This is a genomic window from Micromonospora trifolii (assembly GCF_022229005.1).
GTDB classification, from domain to species: Bacteria; Actinomycetota; Actinomycetes; order Mycobacteriales; family Micromonosporaceae; genus Micromonospora; species Micromonospora trifolii.
The window spans coordinates 22490-45736 of sequence record NZ_JAKKFD010000026.1; the positions used below are offsets into that span (position 1 = coordinate 22490).

Consider the following 23247-nt stretch of genomic DNA (forward strand, 5'->3'; position numbering starts at 1 on the left):
CAGACTTGACGCGTTGATCCGTCGGCGGGGCGCGCGCTCCCGCCGACGGACCTCAACGGCAGACGGAGCCTACGGTTTGCGGGCGAGAAGCCCGACGAAGGTGTGATAGGTGTCGGTCTGCACCGTAGGCGGAGCGTCCGGCTCTGGGCGCCACTCGGCCAGCGGCACCAGCCCCGGCTCCAGCACTGTCAGCCCATCGGCGAACGAGAGGATCTCCTCGTCGGTGCGCCAGCGGCCGGTGCCCAGCGACTCGTTGAAGACCCGCTCGACCTCGCGGGCCTTGCGGGAGCCTTCGGGGTCTCGCTCGCCCGGGTCGCGGAAGTGCGAGATCGCCACGTAGCTGCCGGAGGGCAGCGCGTCGATCAACGCCGCCGCCACCGCCTTCGGGTCCTCGTCATCGCCGAGGTGGTGCAGGATCGCGAAGAGCAGCAACCCGATCGGCCGGTCGAAGTCGAGGAACCGGCGTACGTCCTGGTGGTTGAGGATCGCCTCCGGCTCACGGATGTCCGCCTGGATCACCGTGGCCGTGCCCTCCGCGGCGAGCAGGGCCCGCCCGTGCGTCAGAACTATCGGGTCATTGTCCACATAGACCACCTGAGCCTTCGGGTTCTGCTCGGTGGCGACCTCGTGCACGTTGCCCTGGGTGGGCAGCCCCGATCCGATGTCGAGGAACTGGTCGATGCCCGCCTCGCTGACGAGGAAGCGAATCACCCGACGCAGGAAGGCCCGGTTGGCCTGGCCGGCTGCCGGCCCGTCCGGTGTGATCCGCAGGGCGTGCTCGGCGACCTTCCGGTCGACCTCGAAGTTGTCCTTGCCGCCCAGGAAGAAGTCATAGACCCGAGCCACGCTGGGAACGTTGGGGTCGATACCGGGGGGTGCCGCCTTGTCGCGGGTCACAGGCGTCTCCATTCGATGGGGATTGGCGCAGGTCGAGGTCTGCGGCGGTGCCGGCGTTCCGGCGAGTGTAACGATCAGGAGGGTTGAATTTTGCCCCACTGGTATCGCTCCCAGTGAATCGTCGCCTCGGTATTGGCGACACACCGGGTCGCGGCCGGCAGCCGGCCGCGACCCGCCCCGCCCGAGCGACGCGACCCCGGTCTCAGGAGCAGTTCTTGCCCTTGTTGATGCAGGTGGCGATGCGCTGCATCGTCTGGGCGGAGTTGACGTTGACGAAGTCGTTGTGGTCGGAGAAGGGGTTGTGGTTCTCCTCGGGGAAGGAGTCGAGGGCGTACTGGCCCTTGACCTGCACACTCCGGGGGATGTCGTAGGCCACTGTGATCCGCAGTTGCGGGATCGCCCGGAAGCCCTGCGGGCAGGCGCCGGTGGCCTTGTCGGCGAACGCGACGTGGTTGCGGTGGTTGTCGCTGTCGACGTTCCTGCCGTCCCAGCACCCGGGGAAATCGTGGACGCGCTGCACCTGGCTGCCGGCGGGGCAGATCGGGTACTTGTCGGAGAGACGGTCGGTGAAGCCCGAGCAGGTCCAGGTGGCACGGGCGTTGGCCGGGCCACGGCTGGTGGGCTTGGCGTCGCCGGTGAGGGCCCGGAGGAACTTCGGCATCGGCACCACGGTGCTGACGGGGTTGCCGCGGTACTCGATCAGCACCTGCGCAGGGCGGACGATGCCGCCGGTGTTGCCGGGCAGTTCGAGGTTGGGTCCCTGCGGATCGGGGAGCGCGGCAGCGGTGGTGGGCGCGCTGCTCGGTGCCGCCGTGGTGCTCGGGGCCTGGTCCAGCGTGCAGCCGGCGAGCGCTTCGAGACCCTGCGGGCGGGGGGCCTGCCGCCCGATCGCGGTGGCGATCCGGTCGAGCACGGCGACCCGCTTGGCGCGCAGCGGTCCGAGGATGGCGTTGTCGACGAAGGCGGGGCCGTCCTGGCCACGGCTGGTGATCAGGCGTTCGTTCGCTTCGGAGATCTGCCGGTCGAGGTCGTCGAGGTTGCGGTTCACCTCGGCGAGGGCCCGATCGGGTACGCCGGGCAACCTGTCGCGCACGGCCGGGCACTGGATCCGCGGATTCGCGGCCTGGGCCGCCTTGACGCTCGCCCGGTGGGCGCTGCCGGGCATCCGGGCGTGCATGTCGTCGTAGCTGACGTCACAGTCGACAAGCGAGACCAGGCCAGGCTGGTTACCTCCGGCGGTGGTGATCGTGGTGCTGATCTGCTTGATCATCGCGGCGCGGCGGGCCCGGAGAGAGTCGATGACCTCCCGGTTGAAGGCGGCGTCGATGCGGCCCCGGCTGGCGGTCATCCGCTGGTTCGCGGCTGCCTGCTGGCGATCCAGCTCCGCCAACAGGCGGTCGACGGTGCCGCGGGCCTCGGTGGGGACTGCCCGCAGCCGTTTGCCGACCGAGGGGCAGACGACCATCGGCTGGGTCTGGGCGAGGGCCTGCTGGACCTGCCTGCCGCTGCGGACGGTCTTGTCGATGCGCACCACCGGCCAGAAGTAGGACGACTTGTCGCCGTTGCGGCAGGTGGTGCCGGAGGCGTCCAGATCGGCGTCGGAGGAGTTCGCGGTGATGGCCAGGTTGCCGACGAAGTCGTGGACGTGTTCGGCGCCGTTGCGGATGCCGGGCTGCGCCACCGGATTGTCCGGGCTGAACTTGCCGTTGCCGTTCGTGCCGCAGTCGACGGTGAACCGGCCGGTCGACGCACCGGCGGCCGGCCTCGGGTTCTGCACGTTCGGCGGCACGTTCTCGATCGACACGAACTGGTCCAGGCTGGTGGCGGCATCCGCTGTGCCCTTGCCGCCACCGGAGACGAAGGTGGCGGTGAGCGCGCCGGTGGCCGCCAGCACGAGCGCGGCCATGGCGATTCGGGCCGGCCGGGTGTGGACCAGTGGGGTCCCGTTCTTTCTGCGGTTCATCGGAATCTCCTCAAAGCCGGAAAGGGCTCCGGTGATGTGCTGTCTCCCTTCGGTACGGGCCAACGGGCTGTCAACGGTCAGCGGTCACCGGGCACGTCATGGTTCGGTAAGAAGTCGGGCATGAGCCGCGCCGATCACTGGCCGAGGCGTGAGACACGTTGGCGATCATCGATCTCCTGCGGCATCGTCGACGTATGACAGGCGTTCGCTCGTCCTCGCTGTTCCGCCATCTGCGGCCGGGTCTGCTGACCGCCGTCGTGCTGTCGACTGCGGTGCTCGGCACCGCTTTGAGCGTCGCACCGGCGGCCGACGCGGGCACCGGGACGCCCGCCGCGTACCCGAGGGTCGCCCCGGCGCCCGCTGGGGCCGCGGTGTCCGTCGCAGCGCCGGCCGGAACCGCGCCGCCAACGTCGCCAACGCCGTCCAGTACGCCGAGCACCTCGCCCGTCCCGCCGAGTGCGCCCACGAATCTGACCGCCAGCGAGGTCCGCAGCGCGTCGGTCACCCTCACCTGGACGGCCGCCACGTCGGGCTGCTGCGCCATCGCCGGGTACGACATCACGTATTACCAGGAGTTCGGTGACATCGTCTTCAGTGCCAGCGTCGGGGCCGTCACCAGCACCACTATCACCAACTCCCTTGGGTCGGGCCAGCAGTACACTTTCCGATTGATCGCCCGGGACAGCCTCGGGCAACGCTCGAACTGGTCGGACGCGTTGACAGTGGTCACCCCCGTGACGGACACCGGCCCGGACACCACCCCGCCGAGCGCGCCGCAGAACCTGACCGTCGGCGAGGTGACCGCCTCGACCGGCACGTTGTCCTGGTCGCCGTCGACGGACAACGTCGGCGTGCTCGGGTACAACGTCTACCGGTTCGACGGCTGGTTCACCTCGCAACTGGTCGCCACCGTGTCGGGTACGACGTACACGACGCCGCTACCTGCGTCGACGCCGCTGCGGAACCTGTACTACGTGCGGGCCCGGGACGCGGTGGGCAACGTGTCGATAGCGTCGAACACCGTCACTCTGCCCACGACGACCACCACTCCGACGCCCCCGCCGCCCTCGACCTGCCGGGTGACCTACCGCAACCAGTCCGAGTGGCAGGGCGGTTTCGTGGCCACGGCGACGGTCCACAACGCCGGGGCGGCACCGATCGACGGCTGGGCCGTCACCTTCACCTTCCCGGGAGACCAGCAGGTCACCTCGGGGTGGAACGCCACGATCGGCCAGACCGGGACCACAGTGACCGCTCGTAACGTCGACTGGAACCGTGTCCTCGCGCCGAACAGCTCTGCGACCTTCGGCGTCCAGGGGCGGTGGGGCGTCAGCGACGCACCGCCGACCGGCTTCTCGCTGAACGGCGCTCCCTGCACAGTGGGCTGAAGGAGCCTCGTGAGCACACCTACGGCCACACCCCACCACCGCCGCGCCAGGGCCCTGACCGGGGCTGTCGCGGCTGGCCTCCTCGTCGTCGCCACCACGCTCGGCGCCGCGCCCGCGCCCGTCTCCGCAGCGAACACGCTCACCATGCGAGGCGCCGACGTCTCCTCGTTGCAGCGCAGTCTGGATCTCGGTGCCAGGTACTACGACGCTGGTGGAGTCGCCCGCGACCCGCTGGACATCTTGAAGTCGGCCGGCGTCAACTACGTCCGACTGCGCGTGTGGAACAACCCGATCAGTGGCTACAACAACAAGAGCGCGGTGTTGGGCCAGGCGAGGACGGCCAGGGCGAAGGGCCTCAAGGTGCTCGTCGACTTCCACTACTCCGACACCTGGGCCGATCCTGGCAAGCAGTACAAGCCGGCCGTCTGGGCCGGCCACAGCCTGAGCCAACTGCGTACCGACGTCTACACCTTCACCTACGACGTCTGCTCCAGCCTCCGGGGGCAGGGCACCCCACCGGACAGCGTGCAGATCGGCAACGAGATCAACGTCGGGATGCTGTGGAACGAGGGCAGGGTCGTCAACAACGACTTCGCCCCGCTGGCTGGCCTGCTGAAGCAGGGCTACAACGCGACAAAGGCGTGCGGTAGCGGCATCCCGGTGATGATCCATACCGCAAACGCCGACAGCAACGCCAACGCCCGATGGTTCTACGACGGCATCCGCGCCCAGGGCGTGCAGTGGGACATCACCGCCCAGTCGTACTACTGCGTGTGGCACGGCACCCTGGCGAACCTCTACAACAACATCGTCGACCTGCGCGGGCGCTACGGCAAGCCGGTGGTGATCGTGGAGACCGCGTACCCCTTCACCCGCAACAACGCGGACAGCGAGCCGAACGCCATCGGCGACGCGACCTGTGACGGCATCAGCGCGACCTGGTCCGGGCAGGCACAGGAGTTCGACTGGGTGCAGAACACCGCCCGCAACGCGGGTGCCATCGGCGTCTTCTACTGGGAACCGACCTGGTACGCCGTCCGCGGCAACGGCTGGGACCCGGCCAACATCAACGGCACCGGAAACCAGTGGGACAACATGGCCGTCTTCGACTGGTCCGGGCGGGTGAACCCGGGCGTACGGTGGACGCCCTGACCCTGCGCCGGACGCGCGGCGACGGTTCCTGGTCCCAGTTGGGCCAGATGCAGAGCGTCCCCTGGGGACGACTACCGCAAGCAGTGGCGTCCCTAGCGGGCCAGCAGGCGCCCGCGAGCCATCAGCGGTTGAGGTAGGCGGTCAGGCCGCCGAGTTCCTCGCTGGCGATGAACACCGACCGCACGTTGAGGATGGCCTCCTCGACGTGGGCCGGGCAGCCCCACGCGGCGTCGCCCCACGAATCGGCGATCTTGATCTCGGCTCGCGCGGTGCAGCCGGCGGCGCCGCCGAGCTGACAGTGCTCGGGGTGCGGCGTGGCGGCCTGCGCGGCTGCGGCGGCACGCATCTGGGTGGCGAGTTCGGCGGCGACGGCGGCGCGCTGCTCAGCCTCGGCGCGTAGTTCGCGCTCCATGCGCAGCACCTTGGCCAGCTCGTCATTTGCCGACTTGGCGCGTGCCTCGGCGGCGAGTTTCGCCTGCTCGATGTGGTGGCGTTCGATGGCCAGGGCCGCCGTGCCGGCGAAGAGCCGGGTGAGGGCGAGGTCGGTGTCCTGCGGGACGCGCGGGGTGCGGTGATACATCGCGAAGGTGCCCAACAGGCCGCCGTCGCGGCCCAGGATCGGCGTGGACCAGCAGGCCGCCAGGCCGGCCTGGTCGGCCAGATCCCGGAAGTCGTCCCAGAACGGATCGGTGGCGATGTCGGTGACGATGACTGGTTCCCGCCGGTGGGCGGCGGTGCCGCACGAGCCGACACCTTCGCCGGTCGCGATGCCGTCAATGGCCTGGTTGTAGAAGTCGGGCAGGCTCGGCGCGGCGCCGTGGCGCAGGTGCCGGGCGTCGGGATCGGCGAGCAGGACGGAGACGAGCACCTCCTGCGGTGCGAGGTTCTCGATACAGCGGGCCATCCCGTCGAGCACCTCGGTCAGGGGTGCCTGGCGGGCGATCTGCTCCAGCAGGGCACGGTGTTCGGCCATCAGCCGTTGGGCATGCTTGACCTGCGTGGTCTCCACGCCGAGCACACGGATCCCGGTCACGTTGCCGTCGGGGTCTCGACGCGGCTCGTAGGTGAAGTCGAAGAACGCCTCCCGCGCCTGCGGGCCGCTGCCCAGCACGACCCGGACGTCACGGCCGGTGTACGGCTCACCCGTGCGGAAGACCTGGTCCAGGAGAGCGATGAATCCCTGACCGGCCAGTTCGGGCATCAGCTCGGCGATCGCCACCCCGACCCGGGCCCGTTCTTCGCCGATGGTGGCGAGGAACGCCGGGTTCGCCGTCTCCACCAGGTGCGATGGCCCCGCCAGAGACGCGAAGACGGCGATGGACTGCCCGAACAACGCCCGCAGGTCCTCCTCCGCTGCCTGCTCGGCAGCCGCCGGACCCGCAGCAGCAGGAGACCGTTGGCCTGGTACCGCCGTCATGGTGTGGGTTCGCCTCTCGTCTGCGGATACGGGCAACGACCGACGGTGCCACCCGTCGGTGCGGGTGGCACCGGTGCGGCGGGAGTTGGCTGAGGTCGCCGCCGGTGCAGCGTACCCATGTGCCCGACATTCAGGTCTTACCCACCAACCACTCACCGCAACCCGTCGCCCGAACAGCCACGACAGTTGGCGACGCACAACCACGTACTTAAGCGACAGTGGCCGTCATCCCGTTAGGTGCTCGCTGTCCGCTGAAGCGGAGCATCTAGCTTCCGCGATGCCTGCACCATCCCAATTGAACGGAGCTGCTGGACGTGGCTCCGAATCATTTTCGGGGCTGGTGCCGACTGTGGAACATCGATTGCTATGACGCCGAATGTCTCAACGTCCGAGAGTCGCATGAACAAGTTTGGTGTTTCTTCAGCTAATCGGCCGGTGCGACGAGACAGCCGGGGGACTGTACCTGCTGCATCGTCGTGACACCTTGAACGCATTGCTCCGAACCGGGCAGCATCACCTGCAGAACTTGGAGACCTTCGCGCCAATGACCGCCCCCTACGACCCTGCCCAGAACCAGCCGTCCTCGGGCAATCAGCAGCCGGCACCGCCAACCGCCCAGTTCCCTCAGGTACCCGCTGGCCAATATCCGCCGCCGCCGGCCGGGCAGTATCCGCCGTCTGCCGTGCCGCCGCCCACGCGCAAGCGCCCCTGGCTAGTCCCCACCCTCATCGGGGTTGCTGTCGTCGTGGTGCTCTGCTGTGGTGGAGGGCTTGCGATCGGCCTGACGAGCGACGACAAGAAGTCCGAGGTCTCCACCAGTGCCGACCTCCCCGCCGCCGGCACCAGCACCTCTACACCTGCTGCGGCCGCACCTACCACGGCGGCGCCAGCGCCCCCGTCGGCGAAGCCTGCTCCAGCGACGAAACCCGCTGTCCCAGACAAGCCCAAGACCTTCGGCACTGGCGACAAAGTGCGGGGCGGCGACTTCGAATTCACCGTTAATAGCGTGAAGTGCGGGATTTCCCAAGTCGGCAGCGACTTCCTGAACAAAAAGGCGCAGGGCACCTTCTGCAGGGCCATCGTGACCGTCAAGAACGTCACCAAAAGCGCGCATACCTTCCACGCTGATGGCACCATAACCGCCCAGGACGGCTCTGGCCGGGAGTACGAGGCCGATGGTGAGGCCGCCATCTACGGCAACACCGACGGGCAGGGCTTCCTCGACAAGATCAACCCGGGTAACTCGGTGAAGGCCAACGTCTACTTCGATGTACCGAAGGGCACGAAACTGAAGACCATCACATTCGACGCCGGCCTGTTCACTCTCGCGGAGGACGCCGTCGTCACCCTCTGACCGCCGAGGAATGTTCCACGACGTTGCTTGTCTTGTGGACTACGTTCGCCAAGGCTGGGTGGTCGCCCGCCGTTGCCGCCAGGGGCGGCGCGACGGGCGACCTGGTCGGATCGTTGAGTGATGAGCTGCTGGATCCGCGTCGGCGCATTCGACGGGAAGTCCCCATCGGGCTGGTCTTTGGGAGTCAGATCAGGGCTGCGGCGAGGGCGCGGAACGCGTCGGCGGGGAACGTCGTGGCGTCACCGTTGTTGAGCACCTGGATAGCCACCTCGTCCGCGCCGGCCTGGTAGTGCTTCTCCAGCCCCGCCACCACCGTCTCGACGGTGCCCCAGGGGATCAGGGCGTCGATGAGGCGGTCACTGCCCCCGTCGACGAAGTCCTCGTCGGTCCAACCGAACCGCCGTAGGTTGTTTGTGTAGTTCGGCAGTGCGAGATAGCCGCTCGCGTACTGGCGGGCGGTGGCGCGCGCGGTGGTGGCGTCCGCGTCGAGGACCACCGCTACCTCGGGGGCGAGCAGCCGATCGGGTCCGATTGCCGCCCGGGCTTCGGCGGTGTGCTCGGCAGGGACGAAGTACGGGTGCGCCCCGGCGGAGCGGTCGCGGGAGAGTTCGAGCATCCGCGGGCCCAGTGCGGCCAGGATGCGCCGCTCGGGCGGAAGCCCGGCCGCGTCGAGGCCGTCGAGGTACTGCACCATCCGTGAGTACGGCTTGCGATAGTCGGTGCCGCCACTCTCCACCACCACCGCGTGGCTGGCGCCGAGGCCGAGCAGGAAACGGCCGGGGTGTGCCTGCTCCGCGTCCTTGGCGAACGCCGCCGCTTCGGGTGGCGACGAGTGCCAGATGCTCACGATCCCGGTTGCGACCCCGATGCGCGTGGTCCCGTCCAGGATCTCCCGGAAGCGGGGGGCGACGTTCTCGCCGAAACCACCGGAGAACCAGATTCGTGAGTAGCCGAGATTCTCCAACTCGGTCGCGGCGTCGATGGCCGCGCCCTGACTCTCGCTAGCAAGGAAGAACGGTTGCCACACGCTGACGAGTCGTTGTGCCATAGCGCAACCCTACGACCCGTGGGGTCAGGCGTCGCGGCGAAGCAGGATGGTGACGGCCACCCAGACGACGACCAGGGCGAGGCCGAGCCACGGCTGCCCGAGCAGGGCGAGCATCCCGCCGCCGAGCACGAACCAGCCGGCCTGGAATGCCCGCTTGGCCGATGGGTGAAGCGGCACCCGGGCCCGTGGCGAACCGAGCGCACCCCAGAGCCCGGCAAGCAGCAGCGGCACGGCGACGGCAGCGACCACTCTGACGACGATGGGCGCGTCCAGGGCCCAGCCCCAGCGTGCGCCGACCGCGAGCACGGCGAGTTCAAGCAGGAAGATCAGCAGAAGCCCGACCCCGCGAATCATGGTCGCCGCCCCAGCTTGGACCTCGTCGGTGATCTGTCCACCATGGTGCTCGATCTGGCTAGCCTTCATAGCCTAAAAGCTAAGGCACTTAGCCAGCGTCGTCAAGCTGTTGGGAAGATCCACGCGGTGAAGCGCACGGCGGAACACGTCTGACGGGGTGGTCGGCGAAGACCGTCACGGCGCGAGGCCGGCCTGGATCGCCAGGATGGCGGCTCGTACGCGGTCGCGGCTGCCGGTCTTGGCCAGCACGTTTGTCACGTGGGTCTTGACGGTGCTCATGGACAGGTAGAGGCGTTCGGCGATCTCGTTGTTGTTGAGTCCGGCGCCGATCAGGGCAAGCACGTCGGTCTCCCGAGCGGTCAGCTGGTAGGCCGCCAACTCCAGGCGGGAGGCCGGGCCGGTCGCGCGGACCCGGTCGAGGACGGCGCCGGTGACCTCGGCGGACAGGACCGCCTCGCCGGCCGCGACGGTGCGCACCGCGGCGATCAGGTCGCGGGCGCTGGACCGCTTGAGCAGGAACCCGCGCGCGCCGGCGGCGATGGCGTCCAGGACGTAGGCGTCGTCGTCGAAGGTGGTGACGACGATGACGGCCGGGGCGTGCGGGATCGTGGCCAGCTCGCGGGTGGCTTGCAGGCCGTCGAGCACCGGCATGCGGATGTCGACGAGGGCGACGTCGATGCGGGAGTCGCGACGTACGGCGTCGAGGAACTGTCGGCCGTCGGCCGCCTCGGCCGCGACCTGGATGTCGGGTTGGGACCGCAGGATCAGGCTGAAGCCGTCCCGGACCAGCTCCTGGTCGTCGGCGATCGCGACGCGGATCACTTGTTCGCCACCGGCAGGTTGGCCTGGACCACGGTGCCACCGCCGGGGCGCTGGCTCAGCTCCCAGCTTCCGCCGCGCGCGGCGACGCGCTCCCCGATGCCGAGCAGGCCCGAGCCGCTCGTGGGTGCGCGGGGCGGCCCGACGCCGTCGTCGCTGATCCGCAGGCGGGCGTGGTCGCCGACACGGGCCAGCTCGACCCAGGCCACCGTGGCCTTCGCGTGACGGGCGATGTTGGTGAGGGCCTCCTGGGCGATGCGGTAGGCGGTCAACACGCCGATCTCGTCCAGGCCCGGCTCGGGGTCCAGTTGGACCCGCACCGTCACGCCCTGCTGGCGCAGCGGCTGGGCGAGCAGTTCGTCGATGTCGGACAGGCGCGGTGGAGCACTCACCGCGATCGACGCGTCCGGATCGCGCAGGTGCACGACGAGCGTGTCCAACTCGCTCAGTGCGGTGCGGCCACTGCCCGCGATCGCCCGCAGCGCTGCCCCCGGGTCGGCACTGAGCTGGCCCGCCTCGGCCTGCACCACCATCGCGGTGACGTGGTGGCCGACCACGTCATGCAGCTCGCGGGCCAGGTTGGTGCGCTGTTCGAGCCAGGCGGCCTGGCCGCGAAGGTCGTCCGTCTCCAAGGTCAGGGCGTAGCCGCGTGACCACGATCGCATCAGGATCGCGAGGAGGTAGCCGGCCGTCACGAAGAAGAACGGCTGTTCGTACACCCCTCGCTCGTTGACCAGCGCGGTGGTGAGGGCGCCGGCCGCGCCGATCAACCCACCTACCCATCCCAGCCAGGGGTGTCGGGCCGGGTCTTCGCAGACCGAGACGAACACCAGGCCGGCGGCCGCGAGGCCCAACTGCACCGACTCCCCGGTGCTCACGATCGCCACGAACCCGGCGCAGACCGCGAAGACCAGGGTTCGGTAGCGGGGGCGCAGCGCCGTGGCCCCGAGGCCGACCGGCAGCACCAGCCACGCCCAGCCCGCCGGCACGGACACGCCGTCCTCGACGGTCGTGACCACGGCGGCGATGATCAAGCCAGCGACACCGTACGTGAGCCGGCGCACCCGCTCGGGGTCGCGCAACCGTTCGCGGATTCCAGTCATCACCTGCACAGTCTCCGTGACCAGCCGGAAGACCGGCCAGTACCCAGGTACCGGATGGCACGGCACCCCGGTACCGCCCTCGGGACCAGATCGGCACCGCGGCACGTTCCGTGAAAACGCTCACCGGACGACTCTGCGGAGGTGACTCTCGTCGACTCCCGCGCCGCCATCACCGTCGGCCCGCTTCGTACGGTTCCCAACTACATCACCGCCGTTCGCACGGTCGCCGCTGTGACCGTCGGTATCGTGGCCCTCGTCTCCGGTTCGGTGGCATTGATGGCGGTATCGTACGGTATCTACTGGCTCGGTGACGTGCTCGACGGCTGGGCCGCCCGCCGGCTCGGACAGGAAACCCGGGCCGGGGCCGTCTTCGACATCGTGAGCGACCGCGCGTGCACCGCCGTACTCTGCGTGGGCCTGGTCTCCCTCGTGCCGGACGTCGCGGTCGTGGCAGTGGTCTTCCTGCTCTCGTTCCTGGTGCTGGACACCATGCTGTCGCTGGCGTTCCTGTGCTGGCCGGTGCTCAGTCCCAACTACTTCCACCTGGTCGACCGGCGGGTGTGGGCGTGGAACTGGTCGCCAGTGGCCAAGGTCGCCAACACCGCCGGCGTCATCGGCGCCATCGCCTTCGGGCAGTACCTGCTCGCGCTGGGCGTCGCCGTCGCCGTCGTCGCCGTCAAGCTGTGGTCGGTCGCAGCTGTGGTCCGGCTGCTCGAACGGGACGGTCGGGCGTGAGCAGCCTCGCCGAGGCAGCGGTGGCGCTCGGCTACGGTGTCGCCTCGGCGCTCGTCCCGATCGTCAACGCCGAGGCCTTCGCGGTGGTCGCCGGGCATCGCGGCGGCCACGCCCTCGTCGCCGTCGTGGTCGCCCTGGCACTCGGGCAGACAGCCGGCAAGCTGCTGCTGTTCGAGTCGGCGCGTCGCGGATCGGGGCGACTGGCCCGGAAGGTCGCGAAACGGGGAAAGTCAGGTCGCGCGGCGGCTCGGGCCGCACGGTGGACCGAGCCGATCCGACGCTGGCTCTCCCGCCGCCGCACCGCCCTACCGACAGTGCTGGCCTCCGCCGCGGTCGGGGTTCCACCGTTGGCAGTCGTCAGTCTCGCCGCCGGCACCGCGGGCCTTCGACGCTGGGAGTTCGCCGTCGCCTGCCTGTCCGGGAGGGTGATCCGTTTCGCACTCCTCGTCCTGCCAGCGGTGCTGGCCTGACCCCGGCTCTCCGTCAGAGGAGCCGGCCGTCGTGGGCGAGCAGGGCGACCTGGGTACGGTTGTCGAGATCCAGCTTGGTCAGGATGTGCGAGACGTGGGCCTTCACCGTCGTCACGCTCATCAGCAGCTCGCTGGCGATCTCGGCGTTGGAGCGGCCCTGCGCGATGGCCAGCACGACGTCGCGTTCCCGGGGCGTGAGCACTGCCAGCCGCTCGTGCGCCTGCTCGTAGGACTCGGCCCCCGACGCGACCCGCTGCATCAGGCGGCGCGTCACGCCCGGAGACAGCATCGGGTTGCCGGCCGCGACAGCGCGGACCGCCTGGCTGATCTGCTCGGGCGGGGTGTCCTTGAGCAGGAAGCCGTTCGCACCGGCGCGGAGCGCTCGCACCACGTGCTCGTCGGTGTCGAACGTGGTGAGCACGATGATCTCGGGTGGCCGGTGGCGGCGGCGCAGGCGCTCGGTCGCGGTGATGCCGTTGACCCCGGGCATCCTGATGTCCATCAGCACCACGTCCGGCAGGTGCCGGTCCACCGCCGTGATCGCTGCGGCGCCGTCGGCGGCCTCGCCCACCACGACGATCCCGTCGGCGCCGTCGAGCATCAGCGTGAGCATTCCCCGTACGAGGGGATCGTCGTCGACGATGACGACCCGGATCGGACCCGTCACGTCGGCCACGGCAGCCACGCGGTGAGGTGGAACCGGCCCGCGGCGTCGACGTGGTGGGCGACCCGACCGCCGGTGAGCGCAGCCCGTTCGGCGAGGCCGATCAGGCCGGTACCGGCGTTACCTGTGGCACCGCTGTCGGGCGTGGTCGGGTTGCTCACAGCGATGCTCAGGCCGGAGCCGGGCGCGCCGCCGAGCACCAGCCGGACCGGCTGGCCGGCGGCGTGTTTGCGGGCGTTGGTCAGCGCCTCCTGCGCGATCCGGTACGCGGTGCGGCCGACCGTCGGGGGAATTTCGACCGGCGGGCCGAGTGGGTCGTCGACCTCGATCTGTTGCCCGGCGGCCCGCGCCTCGTCGACCAGGCGCGGCAGGTCGGCGAGGGTCTGCCCGGGGGGTGCGTCGGTCGGCGACTCGGCGTCGGCGCTGCGCAGCAGGGTGATGACCTCGCGCAGCTCGTCGAGGGCGTGGTGGGCGCTGGCCCGGATCACCCCGGCGGCGGCGCTGAGCCGCTCGGGCGGCGCGTCCGGCCGGTACTCCATCGCCCCGGCGGCCGCCGCCAGCAGGGACAGCCGGTGGGCCAGCACGTCGTGCATCTCCCGCGCGATCCGGTTGCGCTCCGCCGCCCGCGCCTCGTCGACCCGTCGTTCCTGCTCCTGCTCGGCCCGCCGGGCCCGGTCCCGCAGCGCCGCCAGCAGGGCGCTCCGGGCCTGCGCCCAGGTGCCCCAGCCGAGCAGGGCCGCGTAGGCGACCGTCATCAACACCAGCCGCCACCCGTACGGCAGGCTGGGCACCGGCCGCCAGAACGCCTGCACCGCCTCACCCGCCACGCCGACCACCGCCACCGCCGCCGCCTGCCGAAACGGTCGGTTGCGGGCGATGAACAGCACCGCGAAGCTGGCCACCGGCGTGGCCACCGGAGACAGCGCGACGAGCACGCCGGCCAGCACGCCACCGATCCGCGGACGGCGGATGGCCACCGGAACGAGGGCCAGGGCCGCCACCGCCAGTGCGACATCGACGCCGACCAGGCCGGCGGAGCTGGACCGGGTGGCCGACCACAGCATGGTCGCGACGAGGACGCCGATCGCCACTGTCGTCACGACCACCACGGAACGCCACGTCCGCGGCGGCTCGACCTCGCACGTCGCCGCATTCACACCGCGCACGCTACTGGGCTCGCGGCCGGCCGGACCACCTCCTTTGGTAGTACGCCGAGCAGCCAGCGGACGTACCCGCCGCGGCGTCTGGACCGACGCGCCCGGCCCGGCCCGGTCCACAGACTCAGGCCATGACGAACAACCTTCTCCTGGGACGGGCCGCGGTGACGGCCGGCGCGATTGTGGTGGCGGTGACCGAGTTCGCGCTCCTGCACTCGGCGGCCGGCGTCGACCTGGCGGTCAGGTCGGCAAACTCGACCCGCCAGGTCACTGTGGCATCGGTCATCGTGGCCACCGCGGTCGCGGCACTGGCCGGCTGGGCGCTGCTCGCGGTGCTGGAACGCCGCACCGACCGCTCCCGCGTCTGGTGGACCTCGATCGCTGTGGCCGTCCTGCTGCTGTCGCTGGTGCTCGGGCCACCGAGTGGCGTCGGCGGGGGAGCGAAGGCGACCCTCGCGCTGTTGCACCTGAGCGTCGGCGTCATCCTCATCCTCGGCCTGCCCCGGTCGCGCCCGGCAGGGGCGAGCCGATGACCACGCTGACAGTTCGCAAGCAGGACGGAGCATTCGTCCTCGAGTCCGGGGCGCGCGCTTCGCTGCGGACCGGCTGGACCTGGCGGTGCGGCGAGATCCGCACTGGCACCGGCCGCTGGACTGTCGCACCGACCGACCGTCGACGCATCGGGTTCACCTCCAGAGGCGAGCACGGCGTGCCGGTGCGGCTCGACCCGGGCCGGTCGCACGTGCCGGGGCCTGGCGGGGTCGCCCGCTGGGCGCCCGGTCGCTGCGGCGGTGAGCTGGTACGCGACGGACACCGCCTCGCGGTGCGCCTTCCCGGCCGACGCGGCGGTCCGATCCGTGTCGACGTCACCGGCGAGTGGGCCGAGCTGGAGTTGGTGGTGCTCACCGCCTGTTTCGCGCTGATGAGTCAGCGGCGGCGACGCACCCTCATCATGATGGCGGTCGTCAGCGCGGCGAGTGGGTGACCGCCGGCCGGGCGGCGAGGGCGCGTGCTCAGACGATGCGACGGAGCACCGTCTCCACGGCGTCGATCAGCGGATCACCATCGGTCCGGGGGTGCCGGGCAAGACCGAACTCGACGTCCGGCAGGACGGGCAGGGCATCCGTGTCGCGGCAGATCATGACCGGCTCGAGGTTCGCGGGCATGAGCGCCGCGACACCGAGCCCGGCCCGAACCGCAGCGAGCACCCCTACGAGGCTGTTGCTCTCGAAGGCCACCCGCCAACGCCGACCGGCACGCTCCAGCGCGTCCAGCACCGACGTACGCCAGGAGCAGGGGTTGGAGAAGAGCACCACCGGCAGCGGGTCGGCGCTCACATCCACACCCTGCCCGGTCGCCCAGACCAGCGGGGCACGCACCGTCCAGCGCGGCGGCCCGGGAATGTCCGGTACCGCGTCGAGCACGAGTTGGACACGGCCCGCGTCGTAGGCCTCCCGCATGGCGGCGTTGGAGCAGCTGAGCACCTCCAGCGTCGCGCCGGGATGCAGCCGGGCGAGGTCGGCGAGTGCCTGCGGAAGATGGGCCGCGGCGAGGTCTTCGAGCAGCCCGACGCCACAGTGGCCGGTGAGCGCGCGTCCGGTTTCGGCGAGCGCCTGTGCGGAGAGCGAGAGGATGCGTTCGGCGTAGGGCAGGAGTTCTTCGCCCGCCCGCGTCGGCGAGACACCGGACGACGACCGGTGCAGCAGCGGGCGGCCGACGACGCTTTCGAGCCTGCGTAGCTGCTGGCTGAGACCGGGCTGGGTCTGCCCGAGCGCGGTGGCGGCACGGCTGATGCTGCCCTCTCGCACGGCGGCGACGAACGACCGCAGCAGGGTGCTCTCCAGGTCCCTGGCCATAAGCAGTCATTATGCCAACCTCAACAAGATGACGTCTTCTTATGGCATGCGAGCGGAACTAGCGTCAACCGGGTGACCAGCTACCGGCAGGTGCTCGCCGTGCCAGGGATGGCACCGCTGCTGGGCGTCTCGTTGCTCGCCCGCACCGCGATAACGGCCGATGTGATGGCGCTGACCCTCTTCGTCGTCCTCGGCCTGGAGCTGAGCTATGCGGCAGCCGGTGGGGTGGCGGCGGCCCTGACCGCCGGAGTGGCGCTGGGCGGCCCGCTGCTCGGCCGCATGATCGACTCGCGGGGCCTGCGTCTCGTCCTGCTGGTGACAGTCACCGCGCAGGTCGTGTTCTGGCTGGGCGTGCCGGTCCTGCCGTACGGGTTGCTGCTGGTCGCCAGCTTCGTCGCGGGCCTGCTGATGGTGCCGGCCCAGGCGGTGAGCAGACAGGCGATCGCCGCGATGACGACGGCGCAGCAGCGCCGGGCCGCGTTCGCGCTGGAATCGGTGCAGGGCGAACTGTCGTACATCGTGGGGCCGGCGGTGGTGATCCTGGGCGCCTCGACGGTGTCCCCCGACGTGGTGGCATGGGGGGTCGGCGCCGCGATCCTGGCCGGCGGCGTCGGAATCGCCCTGCTCAACCCACCGATGCACGCCCAGGACGAGACGGACGCCGTCGCGGCCGAACGACCCCCACGCCGGCAGTGGCTGGACGCCAGGATGATCGCCGCGCTGACGATGGCGTTCGGGACGACGACGCTGCTCAGCGGCGTCGACCTCGCCATCGTCGCCACACTGCGGGAGGCAGGTCAGGTGTCCTGGGCCGCCGTGGTCGTCGTGGTGTTCGGCGTGTCGTCGGTCATCGGCGGGCTGGTCTACGGCGCGCTGACTCGGCCACTGCCCACCTGGCTGCTGCTCGCCCTCCTCGGGCTCGTGACGATTCCCGCCGGGCTGGCCCACGACTGGCGGTGGTTGTGTGTGGCCATCGTCGGCAGCGGACTACTTACCGCGCCGACCCTCGGCACCGTGGCCGATGCGGTGAGCCGCCTGGCGCCGCCCGGTGTGCGCGGCGAGGTGACGGGTCTGCAATCGTCCGCGCAGAGCGCCGGTTTCGCGCTCGGATCCCCGCTCGTCGGTGTGGCGATCGACCTCTCCGTACCGGCGGGCGGTTTCGTGGCGGCGGGCCTTGCCGGCCTCACCGCCGCGGGGACCGGATACCTGCTGTCCCGCCGCTCGCCCGCGCGACAGCGCCGCCGGACGATGCCTGAGCCCGGCGCAGGCCGGCCAACACTTTCGAAACGGCCCTAGGCGGCCGGGGTGGCTGCCGAACTGGTGGAGGGACGAGCGGCGGTCGGCTCCGGCCCGACGGCGCGGCCGCGACGCGCGTCAACCGCGAGCAGCGTGAGCGCGGCCAGCATCAGCAGCCCGCCCGCGAGCGCCAGCGGGCGCGCCCCCGAGGAGGGCAGGAGGGCGCCGCCGAGCAGTGATCCGCCGGCGATGCCGGCGTTGAAGGCGGTGCTGACCCCGGCCGACGCGATGTCGGTGCTGCCCGGGGCGAGGTGCAGCATCCGGTTCTGCACGGCGGAGCCGAACGCCGCGTACGCGAGGCCGATCCCGGCGAGAAGCGCGACCACACCCGGTTTGAGCGCGCCGAGCGCGTACAGCCCGAGCAGCGAGCCTGTGCCGATGGCCAGCGGCGTCAGCAGCGAGGCGATCGGTCGGGTGTCCAGAGTCCGGGCCGCGACCAGGGTCCCGACGACGCCCGCCGCGCCGGAGACGAACAGCAGCGGCGCCAGCACCGCGTCGGCGAAGCCGCTGACGTCGAGCAGGAACGGTGTCACGTAGGTCTGCAGGGTCATGAAGCCGCCGATGCCGAGGGCGGTGGCGATCAGCAGGACGGCGAAGCGCCGCCCGTCCGGTGCGCTGCCCCGGGCGGCGCCGCCGGCGGCCGGGGGATAGGAGGGGAGGAGGAGGAGCACCGCGGCGGCGATCGCCACACCGATTCCGGCCAGCACCGCGAACGCCGCGCGCCAGCCGGCCTGCTGCCCGAGCCAGGTGCCGAGGGGTACGCCGAGCACCGGGGCGAGCGTCGCCCCGGTCCCGAACAGCGCCACCGCCCGGCCGCGCACGGCGACCGGGAACGGCCCGATCACCGTCGCCGTGGCGACGGACCAGAACAGCGCCTGGGCGAGGGCGGTCACCAGGCGGGTGCCGGCCAGCACGGCGTACGTCTGCGCGAGCGCGGCGGCGGCGTTCGCTGCGGCGAACAGGAGCATCGTGACGCCGAGCAGGTGCCGCCGGGGGACCCGCTGGGTCAGTCGGGTCAGCGGCACGGACGCCACCACCACCACCACGGCGTACCCACTGACCAGGAGGCCCACCTGTGAGCGGGACCGGTCCAGATCCGGTGCGATGCGGGTCAGCAGACCGACTGGCAGCAACTCGGTCGTGATGAACGCGAAAGCGGCGAGGGAGAGCGTGACGAGCACGGCCCTGGCCCTTCGCGGCGACACCTCCGGTGCCATGGCCCACCCCCCATTCCAGGGGGTCACCGTAATGGAGGGCCCGACCCCCACTCCACGCTTGTGGTCAGGATCGCGTCCGGAACGGGGCCAGGACGGCGCGAATCTGATCGGCTGCGCCCCAGTCGTCGTCGAACTGGGCCAGCACGGCGAGGTGTTGTCGCAGCTGGATGACCGGCATCCGGGCCTCCCAGCCGGCGTCGAGCGAGGTCAGCTCCGCATAGACCTCGAACATCCGTCGTGCCTCGGGTGGGGGCGAGGTGGACCAGACGTGCGCGAGGTCGACCTCGGCCCACACGTACGACACGGCCGGGTCGATCAGCGCCGGCGCTCCGTCCGCGGTGGCCAGGATGTTCTGTGCCCACAGGTCGCCGTGCGTCAGACACGCCGGACGCTCCGGCAGCAGCTCGGGCAGCCGGTCGCAGAGCCGTTCCAACGCCGAACGGTCGTCCGCGTCGAGCGCCGCCTCGACGCGGGGTTCGTGCAGCCAACGCAGCAGCCGGTGCTCCGCGAAGAAGGCGAAGCCGTCGTCGTTCCACGTGTTGACCTGGCGGCGGCGGCCCAGCCAGTTGTCGTGGTGCCAGCCGAAGCGGGGATGGGTGGTGCCCAGGTGCAGGCGGGCCAGCAGGTGTGCGAACTGCTCCCAGAAGGCCTCGCTGCGCGGCCTCTCCCGCAACACCGACAGCACCAGGACGTCCCGATCCGCCAGGATCACCTCGGGTGTCGCCACACCGCCGAGCTCGCGCAGGGCGGCCAGCCCTGCGGCCTCGGCGACGAAGACGTCGTCGGCCGGCGGGTCGGCGAAGCCCTTGACGAACAGCGCTGGGGCATCCCGGCGGGTGGCGATGCCCGCCAGCGCCGCGAGCCCGCCGGTCACCGGCTGCACCGCGACGACCTCACGCATGCCGGCCAGGTGCAGACGCTCCAGCAGGGTCATCCGGGACGCTCCTCAGGTCCGGCGTACGAGGGCCGCGGAGATCCTATGTGGCCGATCACTTCCTGCCCTGCCGGTGGCGGGGTGTTGGACACTGCTGGGCATGGGTCACGTGTCGGTGGATCAGCAGCGGCTGGAGCGGACCGTCCGGGAGTTCGGTGCCCGGTGGACCAGAGACGCCGCCGACATCGAGACCTACCTGGCCGCCCAGGTCTCCGACGTGAGCCACCGTGAGGTGGTCGGCCCGCTGCTCGCCGCCAGTGGGGCCAGTGGTGTTGTCCGGGTCGGAGGTCGGGAGGTAGCGGCCTGGGGCGACCCGGACGTCCCGGAGATGGCGTTCAGCGTCACCAAGTCGGTCGTGGCGGTGGTGGCCGGCCTGGCCTTCGACGACGGGTTGTTGGTGCCGGACCAACCGGTGCACCAGGCCGTCGACGTCCCCGAGTTCCGGGGGCCGCACAACGAGCAGATCACCTGGCGTCATCTGTTGCAGCAGTCGAGCCAGTGGGAGGGCGAGCTGTGGGGCAAGCCGACGAGCGTCGACGCGCAGAGCTTCCGGGAACGGACCGAGGTGCACGGCACGCCCCCGGGCCAGGGGTGGGCGTACAACGACGTGCGGATGAACCTGCTCGCGTACGCGCTGACGCTGCTGTTTCGCCGGTCGCTGCCGGAGCTGCTGCGGGAGCGGGTCATGGACCCGCTGGGTGCCTCCGACCGGTGGTCGTGGCACGGGTACCGGACGAGCGTCGTCGACCTCGACGGCCGCCGGGTCGAGGTGGTCTCCGGCGGCGCGCACTGGGGCGGGGGACTGATCGTCCCGGCCCGGGACCTGGCCCTGATCGGGCAGCTCTTCCTGGACCGGGGGATCCATGCGGGGACGCGGCTGCTCAGCGCCGAATGGGTCGACCAGTCCTGGGCCCCGTGCCCGGTCAAACGGGAGTACGGCTATCTGTGGTGGCTCAACGATGAGCAGGTGCCGTGGCCCGGAGCCCCGGTGACCGGCCGCAGCGCCCGGGGCAACGGCGGACGACACCTGCTGTGGGTCGACCCGGCCCGGGAGCTCGTCCTCGCCTCCCACTGGACCGAGGAACCGCTCGACCTGATCCGGGAGGTTTCTCGTACCGTCACGAGCCTCACCGGTTGACCAGAGTTGATCCACCGGTAGGCGCTGTCGAGAATCGACGTCGTGGATTTGTCTCAGGACTGGGTCTCGCTGTTGGGCGAGCTTGACCGGCAGGTGTCGTCCGGGCGGCTATCACCGGACACCGCGGCGTTGCCCGAGCTGATGAGCAGCTACGACGTGCCGGGGGTCAGCCTCGCCGTCGGCGACGTGAGCGGGCAGGTGTGGGCGACGGGGTTCGGCGTAACGGCGGGCGGGACGTCGACTCCGGTGACCGCGAGCACCGCCTTCGCGGCCTGTTCGATCAGTAAGCATGTCGCGGCGTTCGGAGCCCTGCTGCTGGTCCAGGCCGGTGTCCTGGACCTCGACGCCGACATCGGCGAGTACCTCACCACATGGCACCTACCCGGCCGCGAAGACCACCAGGACATCACGGTACGACAGCTGCTGGCGCACACTGCCGGGCTCTCCGACACCTGGTACCGCGGCTACGCCGCGGATCGCGCCCCGTCGCTGGTGCAGGTCCTGGAAGGCAGCGGCGCGACGACCACGCCACCGGTCCGGCCGACAGTGTTGCCGGGTAGCCGCTTCCGGTATTCGGGCAGCCACTACTCGGTGCTCCAGCAGCTGATGGTGGACGCGACCGGAACGCCGTTCGAGGACCTCCTGCGAACTCTGGTGCTGGAACCGCTGGCCATGGCCGACAGCAGCTTCGACCAGCGGTTTCCGCATCAGCGGCCGGATCGGGTGGCACATGGCCACCACGGCGGCGGCACCCGGATTCCCGGCGGCTGGCGGACGCAACCGGAGCTGGCTGCGGCTGGACTGTGGAGCACCCCGAGCGACCTGCTCCGGCTCGACCTCGACATCGCCCGAGCCGTCTCGGGACGTTCGAAGCTGCTCGACGGCGACCTGGCCACCCAGATGCGCACACCGCAGATTCCTGGCGGCGGCTACGGGCTCGGCACCGAACTCGACGACCGTCCCGGAGGTCGGCGTTTCGGACACACCGGGTTGAACGTCGGCTACACCTGCTTCTCCTACGTGTGGCCCGACAGCGGCGTAGCCGTAGCGGCGATGACCAACTCCGAGGATGGCTGGGAGCTGCTGGTCAGCATCCGTGCCGCCGCGGACCGTCGGTACGCCAGCACCAGAGTCACCGCCGTGCCGATTGCCGACGTCAGGGGCCGCTACGTGCTGCGCGACGACTACCCGATCGACATCGCGGTCACCGACGGCCAGCTGACCTTCACCGCGGCGACCCAGCAACCGGTCGTCCTCCTGGCGGACCCGGACGGTAGCTACCGACACCCGGACCTCGATCTGGAGGTCCGGTTCGTCCGGACCGATGATCAGCCCCACGTCCTCGAACTGCGTCAGGAAGGGGTCACGCAGACCGCGAGGCCAGCAACCGGGCAACCGGAGTAGTCAGGTCCGTCAGGGTCGGTTGTGGACGAACCACGCGTCACCCGCCGGTAGGGCGACGGCGACCTCCCACTGGCTCAGTTCGAGGTCCGGGGCGAGCGCCTTGAGCTGGCCGGCAACGGCCCACGCCTCGTCACCCGGCGTCGGACGACGACCCACCTGGAACTGGAGCATGGTGCCCCAGGACGCGACCAGGCAGGCGTCCCACCGGTGCCGCCACTGCGCCAGCACCTCGGCGAGCCGCTGCCGATCCTCCTCGGTGAGCGCACCGTAGAAGTCCACCCAGTATGCCGAGCTGCGGACGTCGCCGGTGGGCAGCAACATGAGCAGGACGCTGTCCGGCGCATACCAGTAGTCGGTCTGCGTCACGAGCCGCACGTTGCCAAGCACCTGGGCGTGCAGGTCGGTGTCGGCGAGCAGCCTGTCGTACAGCGCCCGCTCCAGCACCGGGAGTGGCGTCGGCAGCGCCACGTCCGGCACCAGGGCGGTCAGGTCGACGCCGGTCGTGCCACGCGCGTAGAACTCGATTTCGTCCTCGTCGACCTGTTGGTCCTCGCTGTAGTCCCGGTAGGTCAGCCAGGGGTCGGACGACGCCGCGGCCTCGACGAACGCGCGCAGCTCCGACTCCGACGGACCCTGCTCGGGCTCGGACCGGATCGTCAGTGCGTCGTCGAAGTCGTCGGTGACCATGACGGGCCGGCGCCCGATGACCGGCACCAGCGCCTCGGCGGCCTGCCAGACCTCATGCAGACGGTCGGGGTCGACGTCGGCGACGAGGATGGTGCCCGATGGGCCGTGCCCGATCGGCAGGCCAGCCAGTGGCGTGCCCAGGAGAGCCGCTTCGATCTGGTTGAGGTCGTCTCGCACGCCGACAGCTTTGCCGT

General features: G+C 70.6%; 23 protein-coding genes. 10 read left to right on the forward strand and 13 right to left on the reverse strand.

The window, feature by feature from the left end; translation table 11 throughout:
• Positions 1-69: 69 nt before the first annotated feature.
• Positions 70-897, reverse strand: a complete 828-nt coding sequence (locus NIE79_RS17675) for an SAM-dependent methyltransferase (RefSeq protein ID WP_238679609.1) — start codon at positions 895-897, stop codon at positions 70-72.
• A gap of 202 nt (positions 898-1099) precedes the next feature.
• On the reverse strand, positions 1100-2860 hold the full coding sequence (locus NIE79_RS17680; protein WP_238679610.1) for a DUF1996 domain-containing protein: 1761 nt from the start codon (positions 2858-2860) through the stop codon (positions 1100-1102).
• Positions 2861-3054: 194 nt separating this feature from the next.
• Between NIE79_RS17680 and NIE79_RS17685 the strand changes: the two genes are divergently transcribed.
• Both NIE79_RS17685 and NIE79_RS17690 read left to right on the forward strand, forming a co-directional pair.
• Positions 3055-4248, forward strand: a complete 1194-nt coding sequence (locus tag NIE79_RS17685; RefSeq protein ID WP_238679611.1) for a cellulose binding domain-containing protein — start codon at positions 3055-3057, stop codon at positions 4246-4248.
• 9 nt (positions 4249-4257) lie between these two features.
• Entirely contained in the window at positions 4258-5400 is a 1143-nt protein-coding gene (locus NIE79_RS17690) for a glycoside hydrolase family 53 protein (RefSeq protein ID WP_238679612.1), read from the forward strand.
• 121 nt (positions 5401-5521) lie between these two features.
• Here NIE79_RS17690 and NIE79_RS17695 read toward each other — a convergent pair whose 3' ends face one another.
• Complete coding sequence (locus tag NIE79_RS17695; protein ID WP_238679613.1) at positions 5522-6817, reverse strand: GAF domain-containing protein; 1296 nt, start codon at positions 6815-6817, stop codon at positions 5522-5524.
• 544 nt (positions 6818-7361) lie between these two features.
• Here NIE79_RS17695 and NIE79_RS17700 point away from each other — a divergent pair.
• A complete protein-coding gene (locus NIE79_RS17700; RefSeq protein ID WP_238679614.1) occupies positions 7362-8171 on the forward strand; it encodes a DUF4352 domain-containing protein in 810 nt (269 codons plus the stop codon).
• Positions 8172-8355: 184 nt separating this feature from the next.
• Here NIE79_RS17700 and NIE79_RS17705 read toward each other — a convergent pair whose 3' ends face one another.
• The 4 genes from NIE79_RS17705 to NIE79_RS34035 all read right to left on the reverse strand — a co-directional run bounded on the left by NIE79_RS17705 (position 8356) and on the right by NIE79_RS34035 (position 11495).
• Positions 8356-9219 (reverse strand): TIGR03620 family F420-dependent LLM class oxidoreductase, encoded by an 864-nt coding sequence (locus NIE79_RS17705; RefSeq protein ID WP_238679615.1) that lies wholly within the window; start codon positions 9217-9219, stop codon positions 8356-8358.
• 24 nt (positions 9220-9243) lie between these two features.
• Complete coding sequence (locus NIE79_RS17710; RefSeq protein WP_238679616.1) at positions 9244-9642, reverse strand: DUF2568 domain-containing protein; 399 nt, start codon at positions 9640-9642, stop codon at positions 9244-9246.
• A 105-nt stretch (positions 9643-9747) separates the two neighbouring features.
• Positions 9748-10395: a response regulator transcription factor gene (locus NIE79_RS17715; protein ID WP_238679617.1), complete on the reverse strand. Its 648-nt coding sequence runs from the start codon at positions 10393-10395 to the stop codon at positions 9748-9750.
• A complete protein-coding gene (locus NIE79_RS34035; protein WP_238679618.1) occupies positions 10392-11495 on the reverse strand; it encodes a sensor histidine kinase in 1104 nt (367 codons plus the stop codon). Before NIE79_RS34035 ends, NIE79_RS17715 begins: the two co-directional genes overlap by 4 nt.
• Before the next feature lie 141 nt (positions 11496-11636).
• On the opposite strand from NIE79_RS34035, the gene NIE79_RS17725 reads away from it, so the two are divergent.
• Positions 11637-12230 (forward strand): CDP-alcohol phosphatidyltransferase family protein, encoded by a 594-nt coding sequence (locus tag NIE79_RS17725; protein ID WP_238679619.1) that lies wholly within the window; start codon positions 11637-11639, stop codon positions 12228-12230.
• Entirely contained in the window at positions 12227-12700 is a 474-nt protein-coding gene (locus NIE79_RS17730) for a VTT domain-containing protein (protein ID WP_238679620.1), read from the forward strand. Before NIE79_RS17725 ends, NIE79_RS17730 begins: the two co-directional genes overlap by 4 nt.
• A gap of 13 nt (positions 12701-12713) precedes the next feature.
• On the opposite strand, the gene NIE79_RS17735 is transcribed toward NIE79_RS17730, so the two are convergent.
• Both NIE79_RS17735 and NIE79_RS17740 read right to left on the reverse strand, forming a co-directional pair.
• Complete coding sequence (locus NIE79_RS17735; protein ID WP_308193189.1) at positions 12714-13376, reverse strand: response regulator; 663 nt, start codon at positions 13374-13376, stop codon at positions 12714-12716.
• Positions 13364-14521, reverse strand: coding sequence for a sensor histidine kinase (locus tag NIE79_RS17740; protein ID WP_238679621.1), 1158 nt, complete (start codon positions 14519-14521; stop codon positions 13364-13366). The genes NIE79_RS17735 and NIE79_RS17740 overlap by 13 nt, the downstream gene beginning before the upstream one ends.
• A gap of 131 nt (positions 14522-14652) precedes the next feature.
• Between NIE79_RS17740 and NIE79_RS17745 the strand changes: the two genes are divergently transcribed.
• Positions 14653-15054 carry a DUF6069 family protein gene (locus NIE79_RS17745; RefSeq protein ID WP_238679622.1) on the forward strand — a complete coding sequence of 134 codons (402 nt, stop codon included), beginning with the start codon at positions 14653-14655 and terminating at the stop codon, positions 15052-15054.
• Positions 15051-15506, forward strand: a complete 456-nt coding sequence (locus NIE79_RS17750; RefSeq protein ID WP_238679623.1) for a hypothetical protein — start codon at positions 15051-15053, stop codon at positions 15504-15506. Before NIE79_RS17745 ends, NIE79_RS17750 begins: the two co-directional genes overlap by 4 nt.
• A gap of 28 nt (positions 15507-15534) precedes the next feature.
• Here the strand turns inward: NIE79_RS17750 and NIE79_RS17755 are convergent, their stop codons facing one another.
• Positions 15535-16377: a LysR family transcriptional regulator gene (locus NIE79_RS17755; RefSeq protein WP_238679624.1), complete on the reverse strand. Its 843-nt coding sequence runs from the start codon at positions 16375-16377 to the stop codon at positions 15535-15537.
• 72 nt (positions 16378-16449) lie between these two features.
• On the opposite strand from NIE79_RS17755, the gene NIE79_RS17760 reads away from it, so the two are divergent.
• On the forward strand, positions 16450-17673 hold the full coding sequence (locus NIE79_RS17760; protein ID WP_238679625.1) for an MFS transporter: 1224 nt from the start codon (positions 16450-16452) through the stop codon (positions 17671-17673).
• On the opposite strand, the gene NIE79_RS17765 is transcribed toward NIE79_RS17760, so the two are convergent.
• Together NIE79_RS17765 and NIE79_RS17770 are read right to left on the reverse strand one after the other, a co-directional pair.
• On the reverse strand, positions 17670-18890 hold the full coding sequence (locus NIE79_RS17765; RefSeq protein ID WP_238679626.1) for an MFS transporter: 1221 nt from the start codon (positions 18888-18890) through the stop codon (positions 17670-17672). The two genes, NIE79_RS17760 and NIE79_RS17765, sit on opposite strands and share 4 nt — an antisense overlap.
• A 64-nt stretch (positions 18891-18954) precedes the next feature.
• Positions 18955-19824, reverse strand: coding sequence for a fructosamine kinase family protein (locus NIE79_RS17770; protein ID WP_238679627.1), 870 nt, complete (start codon positions 19822-19824; stop codon positions 18955-18957).
• A 100-nt stretch (positions 19825-19924) separates the two neighbouring features.
• Here NIE79_RS17770 and NIE79_RS17775 point away from each other — a divergent pair, with 100 nt between their 5' ends.
• Together NIE79_RS17775 and NIE79_RS17780 are read left to right on the forward strand one after the other, a co-directional pair.
• Complete coding sequence (locus NIE79_RS17775; protein ID WP_238679628.1) at positions 19925-20962, forward strand: serine hydrolase domain-containing protein; 1038 nt, start codon at positions 19925-19927, stop codon at positions 20960-20962.
• Positions 20963-21004: 42 nt separating this feature from the next.
• Positions 21005-22366, forward strand: a complete 1362-nt coding sequence (locus NIE79_RS17780) for a serine hydrolase domain-containing protein (RefSeq protein ID WP_238679629.1) — start codon at positions 21005-21007, stop codon at positions 22364-22366.
• A gap of 9 nt (positions 22367-22375) precedes the next feature.
• Here NIE79_RS17780 and NIE79_RS34040 read toward each other — a convergent pair whose 3' ends face one another.
• Positions 22376-23230, reverse strand: coding sequence for a DUF4253 domain-containing protein (locus NIE79_RS34040; RefSeq protein WP_238679630.1), 855 nt, complete (start codon positions 23228-23230; stop codon positions 22376-22378).
• Between the last annotated feature and the right edge of the window lie 17 nt (positions 23231-23247).

Coding starts and splice junctions, on each gene's coding strand:
- NIE79_RS17710 (WP_238679616.1), bottom strand. CDS start 9,642: ATGAAGGCTAGCCAGATCGAGCACCATGGTGGACAGATCACCGACGAG.
- NIE79_RS17685 (WP_238679611.1), top strand. CDS start 3,055: ATGACAGGCGTTCGCTCGTCCTCGCTGTTCCGCCATCTGCGGCCGGGT.
- NIE79_RS17765 (WP_238679626.1), bottom strand. CDS start 18,890: ATGGCACCGGAGGTGTCGCCGCGAAGGGCCAGGGCCGTGCTCGTCACG.
- NIE79_RS17705 (WP_238679615.1), bottom strand. CDS start 9,219: ATGGCACAACGACTCGTCAGCGTGTGGCAACCGTTCTTCCTTGCTAGC.
- NIE79_RS17755 (WP_238679624.1), bottom strand. CDS start 16,377: ATGGCCAGGGACCTGGAGAGCACCCTGCTGCGGTCGTTCGTCGCCGCC.
- NIE79_RS17700 (WP_238679614.1), top strand. CDS start 7,362: ATGACCGCCCCCTACGACCCTGCCCAGAACCAGCCGTCCTCGGGCAAT.
- NIE79_RS34035 (WP_238679618.1), bottom strand. CDS start 11,495: ATGACTGGAATCCGCGAACGGTTGCGCGACCCCGAGCGGGTGCGCCGG.
- NIE79_RS17695 (WP_238679613.1), bottom strand. CDS start 6,817: ATGACGGCGGTACCAGGCCAACGGTCTCCTGCTGCTGCGGGTCCGGCG.
- NIE79_RS17680 (WP_238679610.1), bottom strand. CDS start 2,860: ATGAACCGCAGAAAGAACGGGACCCCACTGGTCCACACCCGGCCGGCC.
- NIE79_RS17770 (WP_238679627.1), bottom strand. CDS start 19,824: ATGACCCTGCTGGAGCGTCTGCACCTGGCCGGCATGCGTGAGGTCGTC.
- NIE79_RS17745 (WP_238679622.1), top strand. CDS start 14,653: ATGACGAACAACCTTCTCCTGGGACGGGCCGCGGTGACGGCCGGCGCG.
- NIE79_RS17775 (WP_238679628.1), top strand. CDS start 19,925: ATGGGTCACGTGTCGGTGGATCAGCAGCGGCTGGAGCGGACCGTCCGG.
- NIE79_RS17750 (WP_238679623.1), top strand. CDS start 15,051: ATGACCACGCTGACAGTTCGCAAGCAGGACGGAGCATTCGTCCTCGAG.